We start from the raw sequence: 16382 nt of genomic DNA on the forward strand, positions 1-16382 counted from the left end.
TCAGAACCATTAGAACTATCAGAACTGTCGGAGCTATTAGAACCATCGGAACTGTCAGAACCGTCGGAACCATCGGAACTATCAGAGCCATCGGAACTGTCAGAGCCATTAGAGCTATCGGAACTGTCGGAGCTATCAGAACCATTAGAACTATCAGAACTGTCGGAGCTATTAGAACCATCGGAACTGTCAGAACCGTCGGAACCATCGGAGCTATCAGAGCTATTAGAGCTGTTAGAACTATTGGAACTATCAGAAGTGTTGTCACTAGTATTATCAGTTTTATTCTTAGAGTAGACCAAAGTAATATCTTGTGGGTCAGATATAAATGCTTTTACATCAGAATTTTGATTTTCTTTGAAGGTGTAGCCAGCAAATTCTTTGCTGGTGTCAACAGTTACCAGGTCTGAAATGTTGCCGAAAAGTTTTTCATCAGGAATTTCCTTACCATCTTGATCAACTAGCTGCTTGCCTTCTTCATCTTGGCGATGAATGGTTATGGTGCCACCAGTATATCTAACGTAAGTATCATAGTCTCTGTCACCTCGATAATTAGTCATTAAGTCAGCTGAAGACCACTGATTAGTACCTTTAGTCAAGGAATCGTTTCCTTCACCCATGTTTACCCAGGTACCTGGTTGTTGAAGTGAATCATTTGGTAGATCATTCGTTGTAGTGAATTTAATTCCTTTACCTAAAACTAATTTAGTTAAATTTGTACATGAATCAAACAAACTATAATCTACAGCATCATCAGTAATTATAAAGCTAGATAAGTTTATGCTAGATAAGTTGGTGTCTGCATAAAACATAGAAGAAAAGAATGCAACTTTGCTAGTATCAAAACTTGAGAGATCTAATGAAACTAATTTTGGACAATTGGCAAACATGTAGCTCATGTCAGTGACATCTGAAGTAATGAGGTTATTTAAGCCGTTAATTTGAGTTAAATTAGGAAGAGTATCAAATAATGAATCAGCTGGCCCATTAATTGTTATTTTTCCCAAAATATCTATATCATTAATATTATCAGTATTTATAGTACTTATATTATTATTAATGCCAATTTCTTTTTCGGCGGAGTTGTCAATTAAATAGTCTTTGCCTTTTTCGCCTAGCGATAAGACACCATTATTAAAGGTGTAAGGAACACCTTCCCAAGTATTATCAGTTTTAGTCTTAGAGTAGACCAAGGTAATATCTTGCGGGTCAGAGATAAATGCTTTTATATCAGAATTCTTGTTTTCTTTGAACTTGTAACCAGCAAATTCTTTGCTAGTGTCAACAGTTATTGGATCGGAAATATTGCCAAAGAGCTTTTCATCAGGAATTTCCTTGCCATCTTGATCAACTAGCTGCTTGCCTTCTTCATCTTGGCGATGAACAGTAACGATGCCACCAGTATATCTAACGTAAGTGTCGTGGTCTCTATCACCTTGGTACTTAGTCATGAAATCGGCTGAAGACCACTGATTAGTACCTTTGGCCAGAGAGCCATCGCCTTCCCCCATGTTTACCCAAGTTCCTGGCTGTTGAAGTGAATTGTTGGGTCTACCATTTCTTGTAGTGAATTTAAACCCTTTACCTAAAATCAACTTGGTCAAACTGGAAGTATAATTATTGGTTAATACAAACATTCCCATCGTTGTGGCATCATTTGCAACAGTAAAACTAGATAGGTCTACGCTAGTTAGGTTGGGATCGCCAGAAAACATTACATTAAAGCTGGTCACATTGGTAGTATCAAAACTTGAGAGATCTAAAGAAGTCATTTTTTCACAGCCAAAAAACATCCGTAGCATACTCGTTACTTTAGAAGTATCTAGTTTATCTAAGCCATTGATTGTGTTAAGATTCGTGAGTCTAAAAAAAAGCATCTCAGCTGATCCAATGATGGCAATGGGAGCATTAATATCAATTTCTGCAATGTCAGTTCCAGAAACATTGTCGATGTTGCTACCAATGCTAATATCTTTATTGTCTGAATTATTTATGGTATAGGTTTTGCCTTTTTCACCAATTGATAATACGCCATTATTAAACGTGACAGGTATATCTTCCCAAGTACTTGAGATAGTAGTATTATCCGTTTTACTCTTAGAATAAACTAGAGTGACAGTTTGTGGATCAGAAATAAAAGCTGTGACAGCAGGATTTTGATTTTCTTTGAACTTGTAGCCAGCAAATTCTTTGCTGGTGTCAACAGTTACTGGGTCTGAAATGTTGCCGAAAAGTTTTTCATCAGGAATTTCCTTACCATCTTGATCAACTAGCTGCTTGCCATCTTCATCCTGGCGATGAACAGTAACGGTGCCGCCGGTATATCTAACATAAGTGTCATGGTCTCTATCACCTTGGTAATTGGTCATTAAATCAGCTGAAGACCATTGATTAGTACCCTTGGTCAGAGAACCATCGCCTTCACCCATGTTTACCCAAGTACCTGACAAATTGAGGGAATTGTTTGGCTTACCATTGCTTGGCGTAAATTGAAAGTTCTTGCCTAAAACTAATTTTTTCAAGTTTGCACAAAGATTAAACATACTCTGTGCTGTAGCATTATCTTTAATGGAAAAACTAGATAAACCTACACTTTCAAGACTTCTGTCAGCAACAAACATCATATTAAAATTGGTAACATTGGCAGTATCGAAATTGGATAGATCTAAAGAAACTATTTTTGGAGAATCGAAAAACATGTTTGACATGTTTGTTACTTTTGATGTATCCAGTTTATCTAAGCCATTAATTTTAGTAAAGTTAAGATAAGAGAAGAGCGATTGAGCTGACCCAATAATGGCAATGGGAGCATTAATATCAATTTCTGTAATATCAGTTCCAGCAACATTACTGATATTGTTTTTAATGCTAATATTTTTATCGTCTGAATTAATTATTGTATAGCTTTTGCCTTCTTCACCAATTGATAGTACGCCATTATTAAACGTGACAGGTATATCTTCCCAAGTGCTTGAGATGGTATTGCTACTATCACGAGTGGCTTTAGCATGGTCAAATTGTGCAGAGTCTTCTTCTTGCTTGTCAGTTTTTGCATCGTCTGTGGTGCTTGGATCGCTGGTATTGACTGTAGCTGCATCTTGATTACTGCCAGTTGCTGAACTGTTGTTAGCAACAGCTTGCCCCTGTCCAGTTTCTGGAGTGCTGCTTGAAGTGCCTGCATTATTCTCGCTGCCAGCAGTTTGATTGTCGCTCTTTTGGTCAGTGGGGTTATCAGCAGCTGCTTCACCCTCAGTCTCACTTTGATAGTTCAATTTAGTCTTGACTGGTCTTCCAGCAGCACTCTTGGTGGCACGAGTGCCATTCTGATTGGCTGCCTTCACCGTCTGGGGCTTGGCATTAATTAAGCCTAAAGCAGCTGCGGCCACGCCGCCGAGCAATATTTTTTCTCCTTGCTTGTTAGCATTCTTATGTGTATTCATATAATTCCTCTTCTAAACTGCATATTAATATAGGTTTAGTATATGGCTGGCTTAGGCAAAAGTCAAACTCATTGTGATACTTAGCACATTGATCATAAAGAAATAATGTTCTAATTCATTTATAAATTAGAACACTATTTTTTATATTAAATTATATTTATCATCAAAAATAATTAAATTAATCATATACGATGAATGGGATAATGAACCATCCGCCTTCACCATAAGAACCTTTATAATTAATTGTCATGTAATGAATGGACTGAGGCTCTGAACTAATTCCAGTGATATTCCAAGTAACTGATTTTACATCATTTGAAACTACACCGGCATTTTTCTTCCAATTGCTGAGGTAATATTTAACATAATGATCGTGTTGGACATCATCTGTATCTGCCACCCGAATCTTCATTGGTTTTCCATCAATACCAATTAAATTATTATAACGGAATGTGTAGAATGGTGTGCTTGATGAAAGGTAGTATCCATTTGTGCTAACGTCCTGATAATAACCATACGCTTGGCTTAAGTTTTTATCTGAACCTAATGGGGAGAAGTCAGTAATACCATTATAAACAATAGGAACTGATGTTAACAAAGGTTTATTTGCTAATGCAGATATATCAGAAATAGGGCATTGTTGGAAATTAACACTATATAAGTTCTTTAGTCCCTTTATTGCACTGATATCGGATAGAGTGCTGTGCAATAATGCATGTGCAGACCCAAAGTGCTTAATATTTAGTGGTAAACTGATTGTATATAAATTAGTAGCGTATTCTAGACCAGTTAGTGATTTAATGCTGATTGCAACTGCATAATAATGGACATCATTTTCTGCAAGAACACTCTAATGCTTAGGTTTTTAATTTAGACAAATCTTCTTTAGTAATTTTGCTTACGCTATTTGGATTACCATATAAATTATAGGCAACTACTTTTTATAAATTCTTGACAGGCATCCAATCGTCAATAGTATCATCAGATTTGGTTGTTACTTTATTTTTAATACCGGCAGTTTTTGCTGAAGCTGGTAAAGTTGGTCACAAAGATTTCGATGGAAATGTTTTAGCAGTTCTCGTTAAACTACTTGCTGCTAATGTGCTTCCAGATACACTGTCAGCCTTAACTGCATGTGGGCCACCAACAGCTAGTGCCAGTGCAGCAGCAGTAATTCCACTAAATAGCAATTTCTTGCTTTGTTTACTTAGTTCAATGTGTTTATTCATAAATTTTACCTCTTAAATTATTAGCCAACAGCAATTTACACTATAATTGTATATCCATAATATAATAATTTCAATAGTAAACAACTATACTTTAATTAAAATTGCATATAAAAAGCACTCCATAAGTAGATTTATAGAGTGCTGATTTTTAATGTTTGCTTTTTCTACTGTAATAAATAATAGCTAATCCTAAGACACTGAATAATGATATTAAACCCAATAATAACAGTCCTAATTGCCAGCCTGTTATTGTTTTAGCTCTAGGCTGCTTAACGTGCTTTTTATTATTAACTAGTGATTGTATCTTGCTATTAAGATGAAGTTTTTCACTATGTTTATACTTTTGAATTTTCACTTCTTTAACGGAGTTTTTGCTACTTAAGATATTTTTAGTATAAACATAGGTTAATTCCTGTGGCTTTTGCTTGAGCGTAATCACAGTTGTATCTAAACCAGTATCAATAGGTGAACCATTAAAGTATTTAAGTTTAATAGTATATCCTGGTAGTTTTAAGGCCGGAGCAGTTTGCTGATCATTAACAAAGCCACTTAAGATTTCATCTGGCGCAACTTTTTTCCCCGCAGTATCGTGATAATGAACAATCACATTTGAAACTTTTTCCCTATTATAATAGAAGGTAATTTCTTGGGGCTGATTGTTAAGTACAATAGGCACGCTTCCCGTATGGTGTGAAATACCATTATGGTCAATTTGATAACGAATCGGTGTATAACCGGAAATGTCCTGCGGCTGAATTATTTTTTGTTCACTGAAGACACCGCTAATTGTGCTTTCAGGAGCGATTGGTTTACCCGTTTGATCTTGATAATGGATGGTGATATCTGCTGCCTTGTTACGAGTATAAATTAAAGAAATTTCCTGTGGTTGAGCGGTAATAGTAGCTGTGACAGAGTCCTGGCTAATTGGCGTCGTAGTGCCATCAGCTGATTTAGCGCTGATTGAATAACCAGTAAATGTTGGAATAGTAATAGTGCTGCTGGTATTAACGTCACCATATAGTTTCTGCTGACAGGCAATGGTATTATCCGCGTCATCTTTAAAGTGAATTGTAATAGGCTGCCCGCTGACAATTCTAAACGGAATAATGTACCAGCCTGAAATGATTGGCTCTTGCGCTGAATTATTACTATGGAACTTAACGGTCATTGCTGCGCTATCACCTGGCTGCAGTTTCGAAAGGTCCCAAGTTACAGTCTGTTTACCATTGACTTGACCAACATGATCACTCCAGTTGCTGGAATATTGCTTGACTAAATGTTTGGCATTAAGCTGCTTACCAGTTTCAATCTTAAGTGCCATGTTTTTGCCATTAAAATCAAGTAGCTGGTAAGGGCCTGACGTATAAGAAATAGTTCCTGCAGTTAAGTGAACTGGCTCTGCTAATATTAGCTGTTTTCTTAGCTTTAGACTGCCACTTTCAATTAATAGCTTATTTGATTTTAATGGTGAAAAATCAGTAATTGCATTATATGAAAGATTTAGTTGAACTAATTGTGGCTTATTTGCCAAAGCAGAAATATCATGCAAATTGCACATTTCTAAATTAATATTGGTTAATTTATGCAAATTTTGCAAAGCAGAAATATCCGCTAAAGTTGAATTAAGAACAGCCCGGTGACACCAATCACTGTTTAGCTGACGGTCAGGAGCCAGGTTGATTTTAACTAGATTAGTTGCGTATTCTAATCCGGTGAGTGATTTAAGCCGCAAACGTAAGCGATATTCAGCAGGAGAAATAATATATTTCCGTTTGCCATGAACGACAGGTATTTCTTTTGGTGCGATTAAACTAAGTTCTGTCAGATTGGCAAGACTTTCTTTAGTAATTTGCTTAATTGGTTGACCTAAATTAGCGGCCACAATTTTTTGCAAAACTTTATCTGGCATCCAGCTGTCAAGTGTGTTGGAATCTGCGGCAGAATTTTGCAATTTAAATGCAGGCTCAATTGTGGCATTCAAGCCGCTTGATTCACGGGTTTTAGTCGTCATTTAGTCATCATCTTCTTTACTATTCCAAATAGCAGTAAATTTGGCTTTTGCTTTTACTAGAGCGCTTACTTTAAAATAACATGATTATTATAATGATTAAATTAAAGAAGTTTGCAAAAAATAAACACAATTATTTTTATACCAAAGTAACCGCAACCAAATACTATCCTCATAATACCGTGTTAAACTCAGTATAGCATGGATTAACACAGATGACTATTTCGAAATAGATAATTTTACTACTATTATAGTTAAACCTGTAATGGTTATTTCAAAAGCCAGATATGAACAAGTTGCCAGCCTATGGCAAGGACAAAAACAACGTTAAAGGTAATAATTGTTGTTCTGATGAAAGTCATATTTTGGAAAAATTTAGGCTTGGCCTTTGACCTGACTTGTACAGTCTTGTTAAATGTCTCGTGCTGTTTATTTTTTTTCAAAGATGCCTGATGCTCTTTTTTAATATGCTTTGGCTTAGCAGTCAATTCGCTAGTCACTAGATTATGCTTAGTAGCCTTCATTTTGCTGATCAAGTCGCCCTGTGCAACTGTACGGTGTTGACCGTAGCCGTATTTGGAAGTATTAAAATCAGAACAAGTAATTAGGGTAATCATACTTTTATCTTGCACATTGTTTTCGACTTCAACTTGAGTTGGTTTGATGGCAAAAGAAACATTTTTTATTTTATACACGTAAATATGATGCAAGTCTGTTACGTAAATGAGGTCACCAGGGTGGGCCAGATGCAAATTATCCAAAACTGCAGGACCATAAGAACCCATATAGTGTCCTGCAAGCACATAATTATTAGCACCACCCATGACGCGATCAGGCAGGCAGGTAACGACACCGTATTCTAAGTTCTGGTTTTGATCGCCATAACCAGCAAAGAGCGGATTATGAATATTAACAGCAGGAATAGCAATGCGGCCAATAGCGTATGCCTTGATTTGCTTGGCTCTAAGGACGCTGGCTGCACTAACTGATTTGGTTTTGCTGGCATCATAACTTGTTTTGCGTTTTTTATTTCTATCTGCTTTCTTTTGTGTTAAAGTGGTATTTGCTTTTTCCGCATTTTGTTGCACTACATAGGAGTTGCCAAAACCAGAGCCGAAAAAGATCAAAGTCACTCCCAGATAAAACAGGGCACCTAAAAGTAACACACGAATAGTGGACCATATTTGTGTTTTTAAAGATTTTGCTTTCTTTTTATTTGCCATTTGATTCTTTTCCTTTAAACTGCTATTAGGCTTCTGCTACTATTTAAGTATAAATTTGCGTAAAGCACAATTATTTATCTTGAATTAAACACTTAAAAAAAATAATCAAATAAGTATTGAAATCGCTTTAATACTGATTTATAATATCAGCTGTAAGTGGACGTGTTACTGACTTGATCAGGCATTACCTATGAACAATACTTTTTTGGTACTGTTTGTAGGTTTTTTTATTGGAAAGGAAGTAGTTGAAGTGAAATTTGTTAAAAATTTTAACAACAACGCTGCCTTGGTGTCTGATAAAGCCGGAGTAGATTGGGTGGTGATTGGCAACGGGATTGGCTTTGGCAAAAAAGTCGGTGATTCCATTGATGAGGACAAAATTTCACGCCGTTTTGTAGCTGTCGAAAAAAATATTAAATTGGTTGACAGTGTAAGAGATATTGATCAGCGGACTTTGAAGTTGACAACTGAAGTGATTAGCATGGCCAGTCAAAAATTACAGATCACTTTTTCTGATTATGAATTTTTAGTGTTAGCTGACCACATTGATTTTATGTTAACCCGTGCTACAGGAAATATTGAATTAGGCCAAGATACGCTTGGCTGGGAAATGAAAAAAATATTTCCGAAGGAATATAGTACGGCTCAAGAAGCCTTAAGGTTAATGAAAGAAAAAACTAAGCTTGACTTTCCTCAAAGTGAAGCAGCTTATCTGACATATCACTTCATTAATGCAGGCTCTGGTCAAACAAAACTGCAGGATACAATTAAAATTACTAAACTAATTAAGGGAGTAATTGATATTATCCAGTATCAATACGGAATGCAGCTGGATACTGAATCGTTTAACTTCAACAGGTTCATGACACATTTACGTGCTTTTATGGTAAGGCATATGTGTGGTGAAAGCGACCAGGATTCTGGCAGTGAGCTTGATCATTCCTTAATTGAGCTGATGAAAGTCAAGTACAAAAAGGCGTATGATACTGTCCAAAAAATCGGCACGTACTTATACAAGCAGGCAGGCTGGCAATTGCAGCCTGACGATCAGGTATATTTAACTCTTCATGTCTGGCGGGTAACGCATAGACAAAAAGATGCTCAATCGCAGAAGAATTAAATTTACTCTATTTTAATAATTTATAAGTTTAAACGGTGTGTTACTGTTTACAGGCATTAACCCGAGAACTTCAGGTGAAAATCTCACAATAAATTAGTGAGGTGCTTTCTTGAGGTCCTCGGGTTTTGATATTTAGGAGGAAAAAATGGCTTACGAGGACTTAAGTCGTGAAATTATCGCTGATGTGGGCGGTAAAGATAACGTGATCAGTGTTGTGCACTGTACTACGCGCTTGCGTTTTAAATTAAAAGATATGAAAAAGGCTAACGATGACAAATTAAAGGCCACCGATGGCGTAATTTCTGTTGTAAAATCCGGTGGGCAATACCAAGTTGTGATTGGTAATAATGTCGCTGATGTCTATGACACGCTGGTTAAAGTAGGCGGCTTTTCTGGTGGCGGCAGCGTGCCCGATGATTATGAAGATACCAGCAACATGAGTTTAGCAGATAAGTTTATTGATTTAATCTCTGGCATTTTCAATCCGATTTTAGGGCCAATGTGCGCTGCCGGTATGATCAAGGGCTTTAATGCTATGTTCTTAGCTTTTGGCTGGGAAGCGCAAACTTCTGGTACTTACATTATTTTGAATGCCATTGGTGACAGTTTATTCTACTTCCTGCCCGTTATTTTAGGAATTTCAGCAGCTAAAAAGTTCGGCATGAATGGCTATCTAGGTGCAACAATTGGTGCTGCACTTTGCTATCCTTCAATTGTCGCAATGGCCAGCAGTAAAACAACTCTGTTTACTGTATTTAAGGGTACTATTCTCCAAGCACCAATTCACATGACTTTTTTGGGAATTCCAGTAATTTCGATGAACTACACTTCATCAGTCATTCCGATTATCCTGTCAATTTGGTTTGCATCTAAAGTGCAAAAATTGGCTAAAAAGATTATCCCTGATGTTGTCAAAACTTTCTTAGTGCCATTTATGGTTTTACTAATTACTATTCCTGTTACCTTTATTGTCATTGGCCCTGTTGCTACCTGGCTTGGTAATGCTATTGCAGCTGCTGTTAGTGGGGTTTACAACTTTAGTCCTGTTATAGCCGGCATTTTAATGGGCGCATTCTGGCAAGTATTTGTTATCTTTGGCGTTCACTGGGGCTTTGTGGCAGTCATGATGACCAATATTGCTGCTTTAGGCTATGATCCAATCTTAGGCTTGTCATTAGCTGCTTCATTTGCCCAAACAGGTGTCGTTTTAGCAATTATTTTCCAAACTAAAGATGAAAAAACCCGCAGTATTGCAATTCCAGCCTTTGTTTCTGGTATTTTCGGGGTTACTGAGCCGGCTATTTATGGTGTCACCCTTGAAAGAAAGAAGCCGTTTATTTTAAGTTGTATTGCCTCTGCAATTGGTGCCGGCATCATTGGCTTCTTCCAAGTAAAAGTATTCCAGATGGCCGGAATGGGTATCTTCTCAATTCCAGATGCAATTGGTAAAAATGGCTTTGATACTGGCGTTTATGGCTTAATTTTAGCAATGGTTATAGCAACAATTTTAGGCTTTGCTTTCCAAATGCTATTTGGTAAAAACAGTGTTGATGCACCTATAACCGAACAAGCAGCTTTAGCGACGGATACAAATGCAGGTACAGATGATGCCGCAACAAGCAATTCTGCAAGTTCCGCAAATGTTAAACCAGAAGTTTCATATAATAAAGAAGAAAAATTAGTAGCTCCCTTAAACGGACAGGTTGTGCCATTAAGCGAGGTTAAAGATGAAGTCTTCTCCAGTGGCTCAATGGGTAAAGGCGTTGCGATTGCACCACAAGAAGGTAAAGTATGTTCACCACTTGATGGAGAAGTAGTGATGGTTTTCCCTACCGGTCACGCAATTGGTCTTAAATCGACTAATGGCGCAGAAGTAATGATTCATATTGGTATGGATACTGTGGAACTTGATGGCAAAGGCTTTACTACTTTAGTTAAAAAGGGTCAGAGTATTAAAAAGGGTGAGCCTCTTATTAAATTTGACCTTGAAGCTATTAAAAAAGCTGGCTTTGAAACTACAACACCAGTAATTGTTACTAATTCTAATAATTACCATGAAGTTAATGTAGTTGCGAATGGTACAATAACCATTGGGGATGCATTATTAGACTTGAAATAACGAAAGGAGACAATAATGACCACAAATAATTTTCCTAAAGGATTTTTATGGGGCGGTGCTACTGCCGCCAATCAATTAGAGGGTGCTTACCAAGAAGGGGGTAAAGGTTTATCTTTGCCAGATGTTATGCCTGGCGGTAAGGACCGAATGAAAATCATTGCTTCACCTGATTTTGATTTTAAGATTAATCCAGATTACGTTTATCCTAACCACATTGGTATTGATCACTATCATCATTATAAAGAAGACATTGCACTTTTCGCCGAAATGGGCTTTAAGTGTTACCGCTTTTCAATTGCGTGGTCTAGAATTTTTCCTAATGGGGATGAAGAAACTCCTAATGAAGAGGGACTTAAGTTTTATGACTCACTAATTGATGAATGCTTAAAGCATGATATTGAGCCTGTAATTACTATTTCTCACTATGAATTACCTCTTCATTTAATTACTGAATATGGGAGCTGGAAGAATAAGAAGTTAATTGACTTCTATGAGCGTTTTGCCCGCACCGTTTTAACTCGCTACCAAGACAAGGTTAAATACTGGATGACTTTCAACGAAATTAACAGTGCCGCTCACTTTCCAATTATGAGTCAGGGCCTGACGACAAGTAATGGCGCTGACGATAAGAAAAATATTTACCAGTCGTGGCATAATCAATTTGTTGCTAGTGCAAAAGCTGTTAAAATTGGCCATGAACTCAATCCTGATATGAAAATTGGCTGCATGATTTTATACGCTACTACTTACAGCTATGATTCAAATCCTAAGAACCAATTAGCTACCCTGCAAGATAATCAGGCTAATAACTTTTTCTGTGCCGATGTTCAAGTAAGAGGACATTATCCTGCCTATACTAAGAGCTTATTAGCTCGTCAAGGTGTGCAATTATCTGACATTGATTACACAGATGATGAATTGGAATTGCTAGCTCAATACCCAGTTGACTATATTGGCTTTAGCTACTACATGTCATCTGTAGTTGATGTTACTCATGAAAACCAAGAAACTGCTAACGGCAATATGATAGGCGGCGTTAAGAACCCATTTTTAAAGAGCAGTGATTGGGGCTGGCAAATTGATCCGACAGGATTAAGAATTGCCTTAAACCAATTGTCCGATCGCTACCAAAAGCCAGTTTTCATTGTTGAAAACGGCCTGGGTGCAGTAGACAAACCTGACGAAAATCATTATGTGGCTGATGATTACCGAATTGACTACCTGCGTGAACATATCGAGGCTATTTCCCAGGCAATAGACGATGGCGTTGATGTTATGGGTTATACTCCTTGGGGCTGTATTGATTTGGTCAGTGCCTCAACTGGTGAAATGTCGAAACGTTACGGTTTTATCTATGTTGATGAAGATGATGAAGGCCACGGAACCTTTAAGCGTTACAAGAAAAAGTCTTTTGACTGGTACAAGAAGGTTATTTCCACTAACGGTGCTGATTTAGGGTAAATAACTTGATTTAAAAGTTGACTATTAAATTAAGGGCAATGTATCATGATATATGAAAGCAGGTAACTAGAGTATCTGTTAGATGTTGATTTGAGATGGGTGGATTGGACTTAGTTGCACTCACTCAAGGAGTCTTAATAGGGTTGTGTGTGAACACCTCAAGCCAATAGTAAAACACTCATTGTTGCAAATAACAAAGGAACTCTTTAAAGGAGTTCCTATTTTTTTGAAAGAAATATCTAAGATAGATGTACATACACAGGAGAGGGCAAGATCTTTTACAAGTTGCTGCAAGTGAATTCAATAAGCTAATTAGAAAAAAGGTTAAATTAATATTAGGTCGTAAAGGAAGAAGAGAAGAAGTAACAATAGTATTTGACTCTAGTGATTTCCATCATTTGTTTTCCTGCACAATTTTTTGCAACTGCTTACTAAATTCAGTCATGCCGATTAAGGCAAACTCTTCTATTTGCCTTGCGCAATTATCCAGATAAACCTGTTTAGGATCAAAATGATAGTTAATAATGTTCTCCAAAAATAATAGAGTCATCTTATTAAAGCAGGTTAGCGGCTGGGTGTGAATCTCATGGGATTTTTCCACCAACTGCTTTGCTTCCTGGTACTTGTCTTTTTCCAGACACATACTAATCATATTGATTAATATTCCCAACACTATAAATTGTATATTGTCATTATCGCTATCTTTAAATTGTTGAAAAATTTTGTTAGTAATGATCATATCACTGGCAAAATCATAAAAAACCATGCAGTTCAGGAAAATTTTGATAGTTTTCCAGTCAAAATTCTCTTCATTAAAGAATTTATTTTTTAGTTGCTGGATTTCCGCAGCGCTTAATTTCTCTTTAGTACCATCTATAATAGCCAGGATTGAGTTCACACGTAACATTAACTCATTTTTACTAGCAAGCTGGCTACCTGCGATAGTCTGTTTGATTTCTTTTAGGCGCTTAATATCAAAATTATAATAAGCGTCCGTCATTTGGGCAACAATCTTCTTTTTGAGATTATCTTCACTCTCAGCATGGTAATCAAGTTGCTTAAAAAAATCCGCAATTTTCACGTGATTTTGCCGTAATAGTTCAATTAGGTCTGCCGCTGAAATACGGGTCAGATCTTTTTCTACTTTAGAATAAAAAGAGGGGCTGATAACGTCGCCAATCCATGTGCGTTGAGTTTTGCCAGCTTCTAAACGGTATTGTCTAAGTAATGCACCGATAGTCATAATTTAACCTCATTAATATTTTTTGTTTCATATATGACACTTTTTTATTTTCAATTTTAGCTCAAGTACAATTGAAAAAGAAGAAAGTTAAACGGGAGAAAAAATTATGACCATCTTTTTTAAAAATAAAGAATATCGCAAGTTTTCAATTGCCAGCATTTTATCTAGTGCGGGGGATATTTTATTCTATTTAGCGCTGATGACTTATGCCAGTCGGCTCAAAAATTATTCGCTGGCCTTATCATTAATCGCCATTTCAGAGTCAGTTCCCCGGCTGTTTTCCAGTGTTGGTGGCTATCTAGCTGACAGGACGCAGAACAAATTTCAAAAAATAGTCTGGATGGCCATGATCAGAGGTGCGCTTTATTTACTGGTTGGTTTCCTTTTTAGCCAGAATATTGTGGGTTGGAATCTGGTAATTATGGTGATTATCATCAACTTTATTTCTGATACGGCCGGAACTTATTCTGGCGGACTGACCACACCACTAATTATTAGTCTGGTTAAAAAGGATGAGATTGCTGAAGCCGAAGGCTTTACCAGCGGTGTCTCACAGGTAATTACTTTGGTTAGTCAGTTTGTTGGGTCAGGACTTTTGCTATTTATGTCATATTCTGCACTGGCTGTAATTAACGGTCTGACTTTCATTGTGGCTGGGTTAATTTATTACAATATTGCTGGAAGTCAGCGTAAAAAAGGTATTGCAACTGTTACACAAGAAGTCGATGATCGCGGCTTTTGGTCCACCTTGGCCTTAGCATTAAAGCAAGTGAAAAAGGCTAGTGGCCTAATTACTACAGTACTGGTAATCGCCGTTTTAAACGGAGTTCTCAGCACGATCGAGCCCCTGATTTCTATTGTAATTGCGGGAAATCGTCAGGTGATGGTCATCGGCACCTATAGCTTTACAATAGCGTTAATTGGCGCTATGGCAGGAATAGGCGCTGCCTTAGGCAGTATTTTTGGTACTAATTTATTTAAAAAAGTTAGCCTTTATCTCATTATTATATTTGCCAATATTGCTGGTGCCAGTGTCATAATTGCTATTTTAAGCAAACAAATCTGGTTCTGTTTAATAACCTACTGTATCTTAGGCTTTTTTGCGGGAACTGCTACACCAAAATTGACGCAGTGGATGGTAGGTGCAGTTGATCATAAAATTTTGGCATCTTCCATTGGCCTGATCAATACGATTTTATTAATTGCCAGTCCCTTAATGACAACTGCTTTTACCACCTTATCAGCGGTGACAAACGTGCAATATTCTCTTCTAGGATTATTAATCGTCAGTATTTTGCTCTTTGCAATTACCGTATTGGTGATGAGAAAATCCGCACAAAAAGCGCAATAAATAGCCATTTAGCTGGTAAACTTGCAGTTGCTTTTTGCCAGCATTTTTCTAAGCCAGATATAAAAAGCCACCAAGATAATGGTGTGAATCCCAAAATTAGAACACTTTATGGTTGTTAACTGAGAACTAATTGCCCTTATTTGATCGGAGTTAGTTCTTTTAGTTTGGTCTTAATTTGATAATTATGCCAAAGCTGATAGATTATAATTTTATCTTGTTTAGCTAATTTTGACATAAAAAAGACCCAAAAGTTGGATAATTTTTGGGGTTCAGTACAGTTTTTGCTTTTTAAAAAATTGAACTAAAATTGTGCTAATTTTTTCATATTAGCTTCGTCTAATCTTACTTTGATATTACCTTTCATTCTCACAGTTGGATCTATTGCCCTAACATGCTGTAGTAAGTCTGCAGCATAGATTTCATCTAATAAATAAAGGTGATTTAACAAACTTTTCTGCTACTCTATATTTCTTTGGTGAAGATATAGGAACTATTAAAACCGTGTTAAAAAAAGGACCAATCTTAGCTTCACAACATATCATGGAATTATCTACAGAAAAACCGCTTGGCTAATCTTTCTGAAAAACTACTTTTACAATTTTGAGTATCTTTTCCATATAATCATCAGGTAGTTGCTCTAAATAATGAAATGGTTGATTATGATAATCGATTGTAACTAGCTGATCTAGCATGACTACACCTTTTGTTTGAGATGCAGCAGGTAATTCTTGATATAATGGGTAGCGTCTTTTAGTAGTAGATATAGGAGCAAACACAGCAATATGAGCGTATTTTTCAACCCCTTTATAGCTTAAATATAAATAAGGTCGTTTGCCAGATTGTTCATGCCCCTGTTTAGGACTTAAATCCATTAATAGAATAGATCCTTGCTTAATTACCATTTTTCATTTCCTTTTCTCTCATCTGGTAACTTAATTTCAGTATCAAATTCTTCACCTGAATAATCTTTAAAAAGTTCTTCAAAAGTTAAATCAGGTGTATCATCTTGCTTTGACATTATTACTTTGTTGTCCTCAATTTTAAAGTTTAACTGATCTCCTATAGTAGCGTTTAATGCTTGCAAGACTGCTTGGTTTAATCGGATGCCTTTAGAATTACCCCATTTAGATATAGTAGCACGAATCATAATTTCCCCCTATAAAAATAAACAATGTATATCCTGAAATG

The 16382-nt window shown here is 36.6% G+C and carries 12 protein-coding genes; 4 read left to right on the forward strand and 8 right to left on the reverse strand.

The window, feature by feature from the left end; all coding sequences use genetic code 11:
- From LDM92_RS08390 to LDM92_RS08410, 5 genes are all read right to left on the reverse strand, one after another.
- A partial coding sequence (locus tag LDM92_RS08390) for a BspA family leucine-rich repeat surface protein (RefSeq protein ID WP_223902845.1) occupies positions 1–3440 on the reverse strand: 3440 nt, incomplete at its 3' end.
- A gap of 178 nt (positions 3441–3618) precedes the next feature.
- The gene (locus tag LDM92_RS08395) at positions 3619–4038 is read right to left on the reverse strand and encodes a hypothetical protein (protein WP_223902846.1); all 420 of its coding nucleotides are present in this window, start codon (positions 4036–4038) and stop codon (positions 3619–3621) included.
- 445 nt (positions 4039–4483) lie between these two features.
- On the reverse strand, positions 4484–4669 hold the full coding sequence (locus LDM92_RS08400) for a hypothetical protein (RefSeq protein WP_223902847.1): 186 nt from the start codon (positions 4667–4669) through the stop codon (positions 4484–4486).
- 148 nt (positions 4670–4817) lie between these two features.
- Complete coding sequence (locus LDM92_RS08405; RefSeq protein WP_223902848.1) at positions 4818–6680, reverse strand: MucBP domain-containing protein; 1863 nt, start codon at positions 6678–6680, stop codon at positions 4818–4820.
- A 266-nt stretch (positions 6681–6946) separates the two neighbouring features.
- On the reverse strand, positions 6947–7900 hold the full coding sequence (locus LDM92_RS08410) for a class A sortase (RefSeq protein ID WP_223902849.1): 954 nt from the start codon (positions 7898–7900) through the stop codon (positions 6947–6949).
- Between the two features lie 250 nt (positions 7901–8150).
- Here LDM92_RS08410 and LDM92_RS08415 point away from each other — a divergent pair, with 250 nt between their 5' ends.
- The 3 genes from LDM92_RS08415 (at position 8151) to LDM92_RS08425 (ending at position 12600) form a co-directional block, all read left to right on the forward strand.
- Complete coding sequence (locus LDM92_RS08415; protein ID WP_223902850.1) at positions 8151–9020, forward strand: PRD domain-containing protein; 870 nt, start codon at positions 8151–8153, stop codon at positions 9018–9020.
- Positions 9021–9165: 145 nt separating this feature from the next.
- Positions 9166–11139 carry a beta-glucoside-specific PTS transporter subunit IIABC gene (locus LDM92_RS08420; RefSeq protein WP_223902851.1) on the forward strand — a complete coding sequence of 658 codons (1974 nt, stop codon included), beginning with the start codon at positions 9166–9168 and terminating at the stop codon, positions 11137–11139.
- 15 nt (positions 11140–11154) lie between these two features.
- The gene (locus LDM92_RS08425; protein ID WP_223902852.1) at positions 11155–12600 is read left to right on the forward strand and encodes a glycoside hydrolase family 1 protein; all 1446 of its coding nucleotides are present in this window, start codon (positions 11155–11157) and stop codon (positions 12598–12600) included.
- A gap of 394 nt (positions 12601–12994) precedes the next feature.
- On the opposite strand, the gene LDM92_RS08430 is transcribed toward LDM92_RS08425, so the two are convergent.
- Positions 12995–13843: a helix-turn-helix domain-containing protein gene (locus tag LDM92_RS08430; protein ID WP_223902853.1), complete on the reverse strand. Its 849-nt coding sequence runs from the start codon at positions 13841–13843 to the stop codon at positions 12995–12997.
- A 106-nt stretch (positions 13844–13949) separates the two neighbouring features.
- On the opposite strand from LDM92_RS08430, the gene LDM92_RS08435 reads away from it, so the two are divergent.
- Positions 13950–15194 carry an MFS transporter gene (locus tag LDM92_RS08435; RefSeq protein ID WP_223902854.1) on the forward strand — a complete coding sequence of 415 codons (1245 nt, stop codon included), beginning with the start codon at positions 13950–13952 and terminating at the stop codon, positions 15192–15194.
- A 569-nt stretch (positions 15195–15763) separates the two neighbouring features.
- Here LDM92_RS08435 and LDM92_RS08440 read toward each other — a convergent pair.
- Positions 15764–16096: a type II toxin-antitoxin system PemK/MazF family toxin gene (locus LDM92_RS08440; RefSeq protein WP_223902855.1), complete on the reverse strand. Its 333-nt coding sequence runs from the start codon at positions 16094–16096 to the stop codon at positions 15764–15766.
- A complete protein-coding gene (locus LDM92_RS08445; protein WP_052059690.1) occupies positions 16090–16341 on the reverse strand; it encodes an AbrB/MazE/SpoVT family DNA-binding domain-containing protein in 252 nt (83 codons plus the stop codon). Before LDM92_RS08445 ends, LDM92_RS08440 begins: the two co-directional genes overlap by 7 nt.
- Positions 16342–16382: the final 41 nt, after the last annotated feature.

The sequence above is a fragment of the Lactobacillus laiwuensis genome (genome assembly GCF_019972835.1).
GTDB lineage: Bacteria > Bacillota > Bacilli > Lactobacillales > Lactobacillaceae > Lactobacillus > Lactobacillus laiwuensis.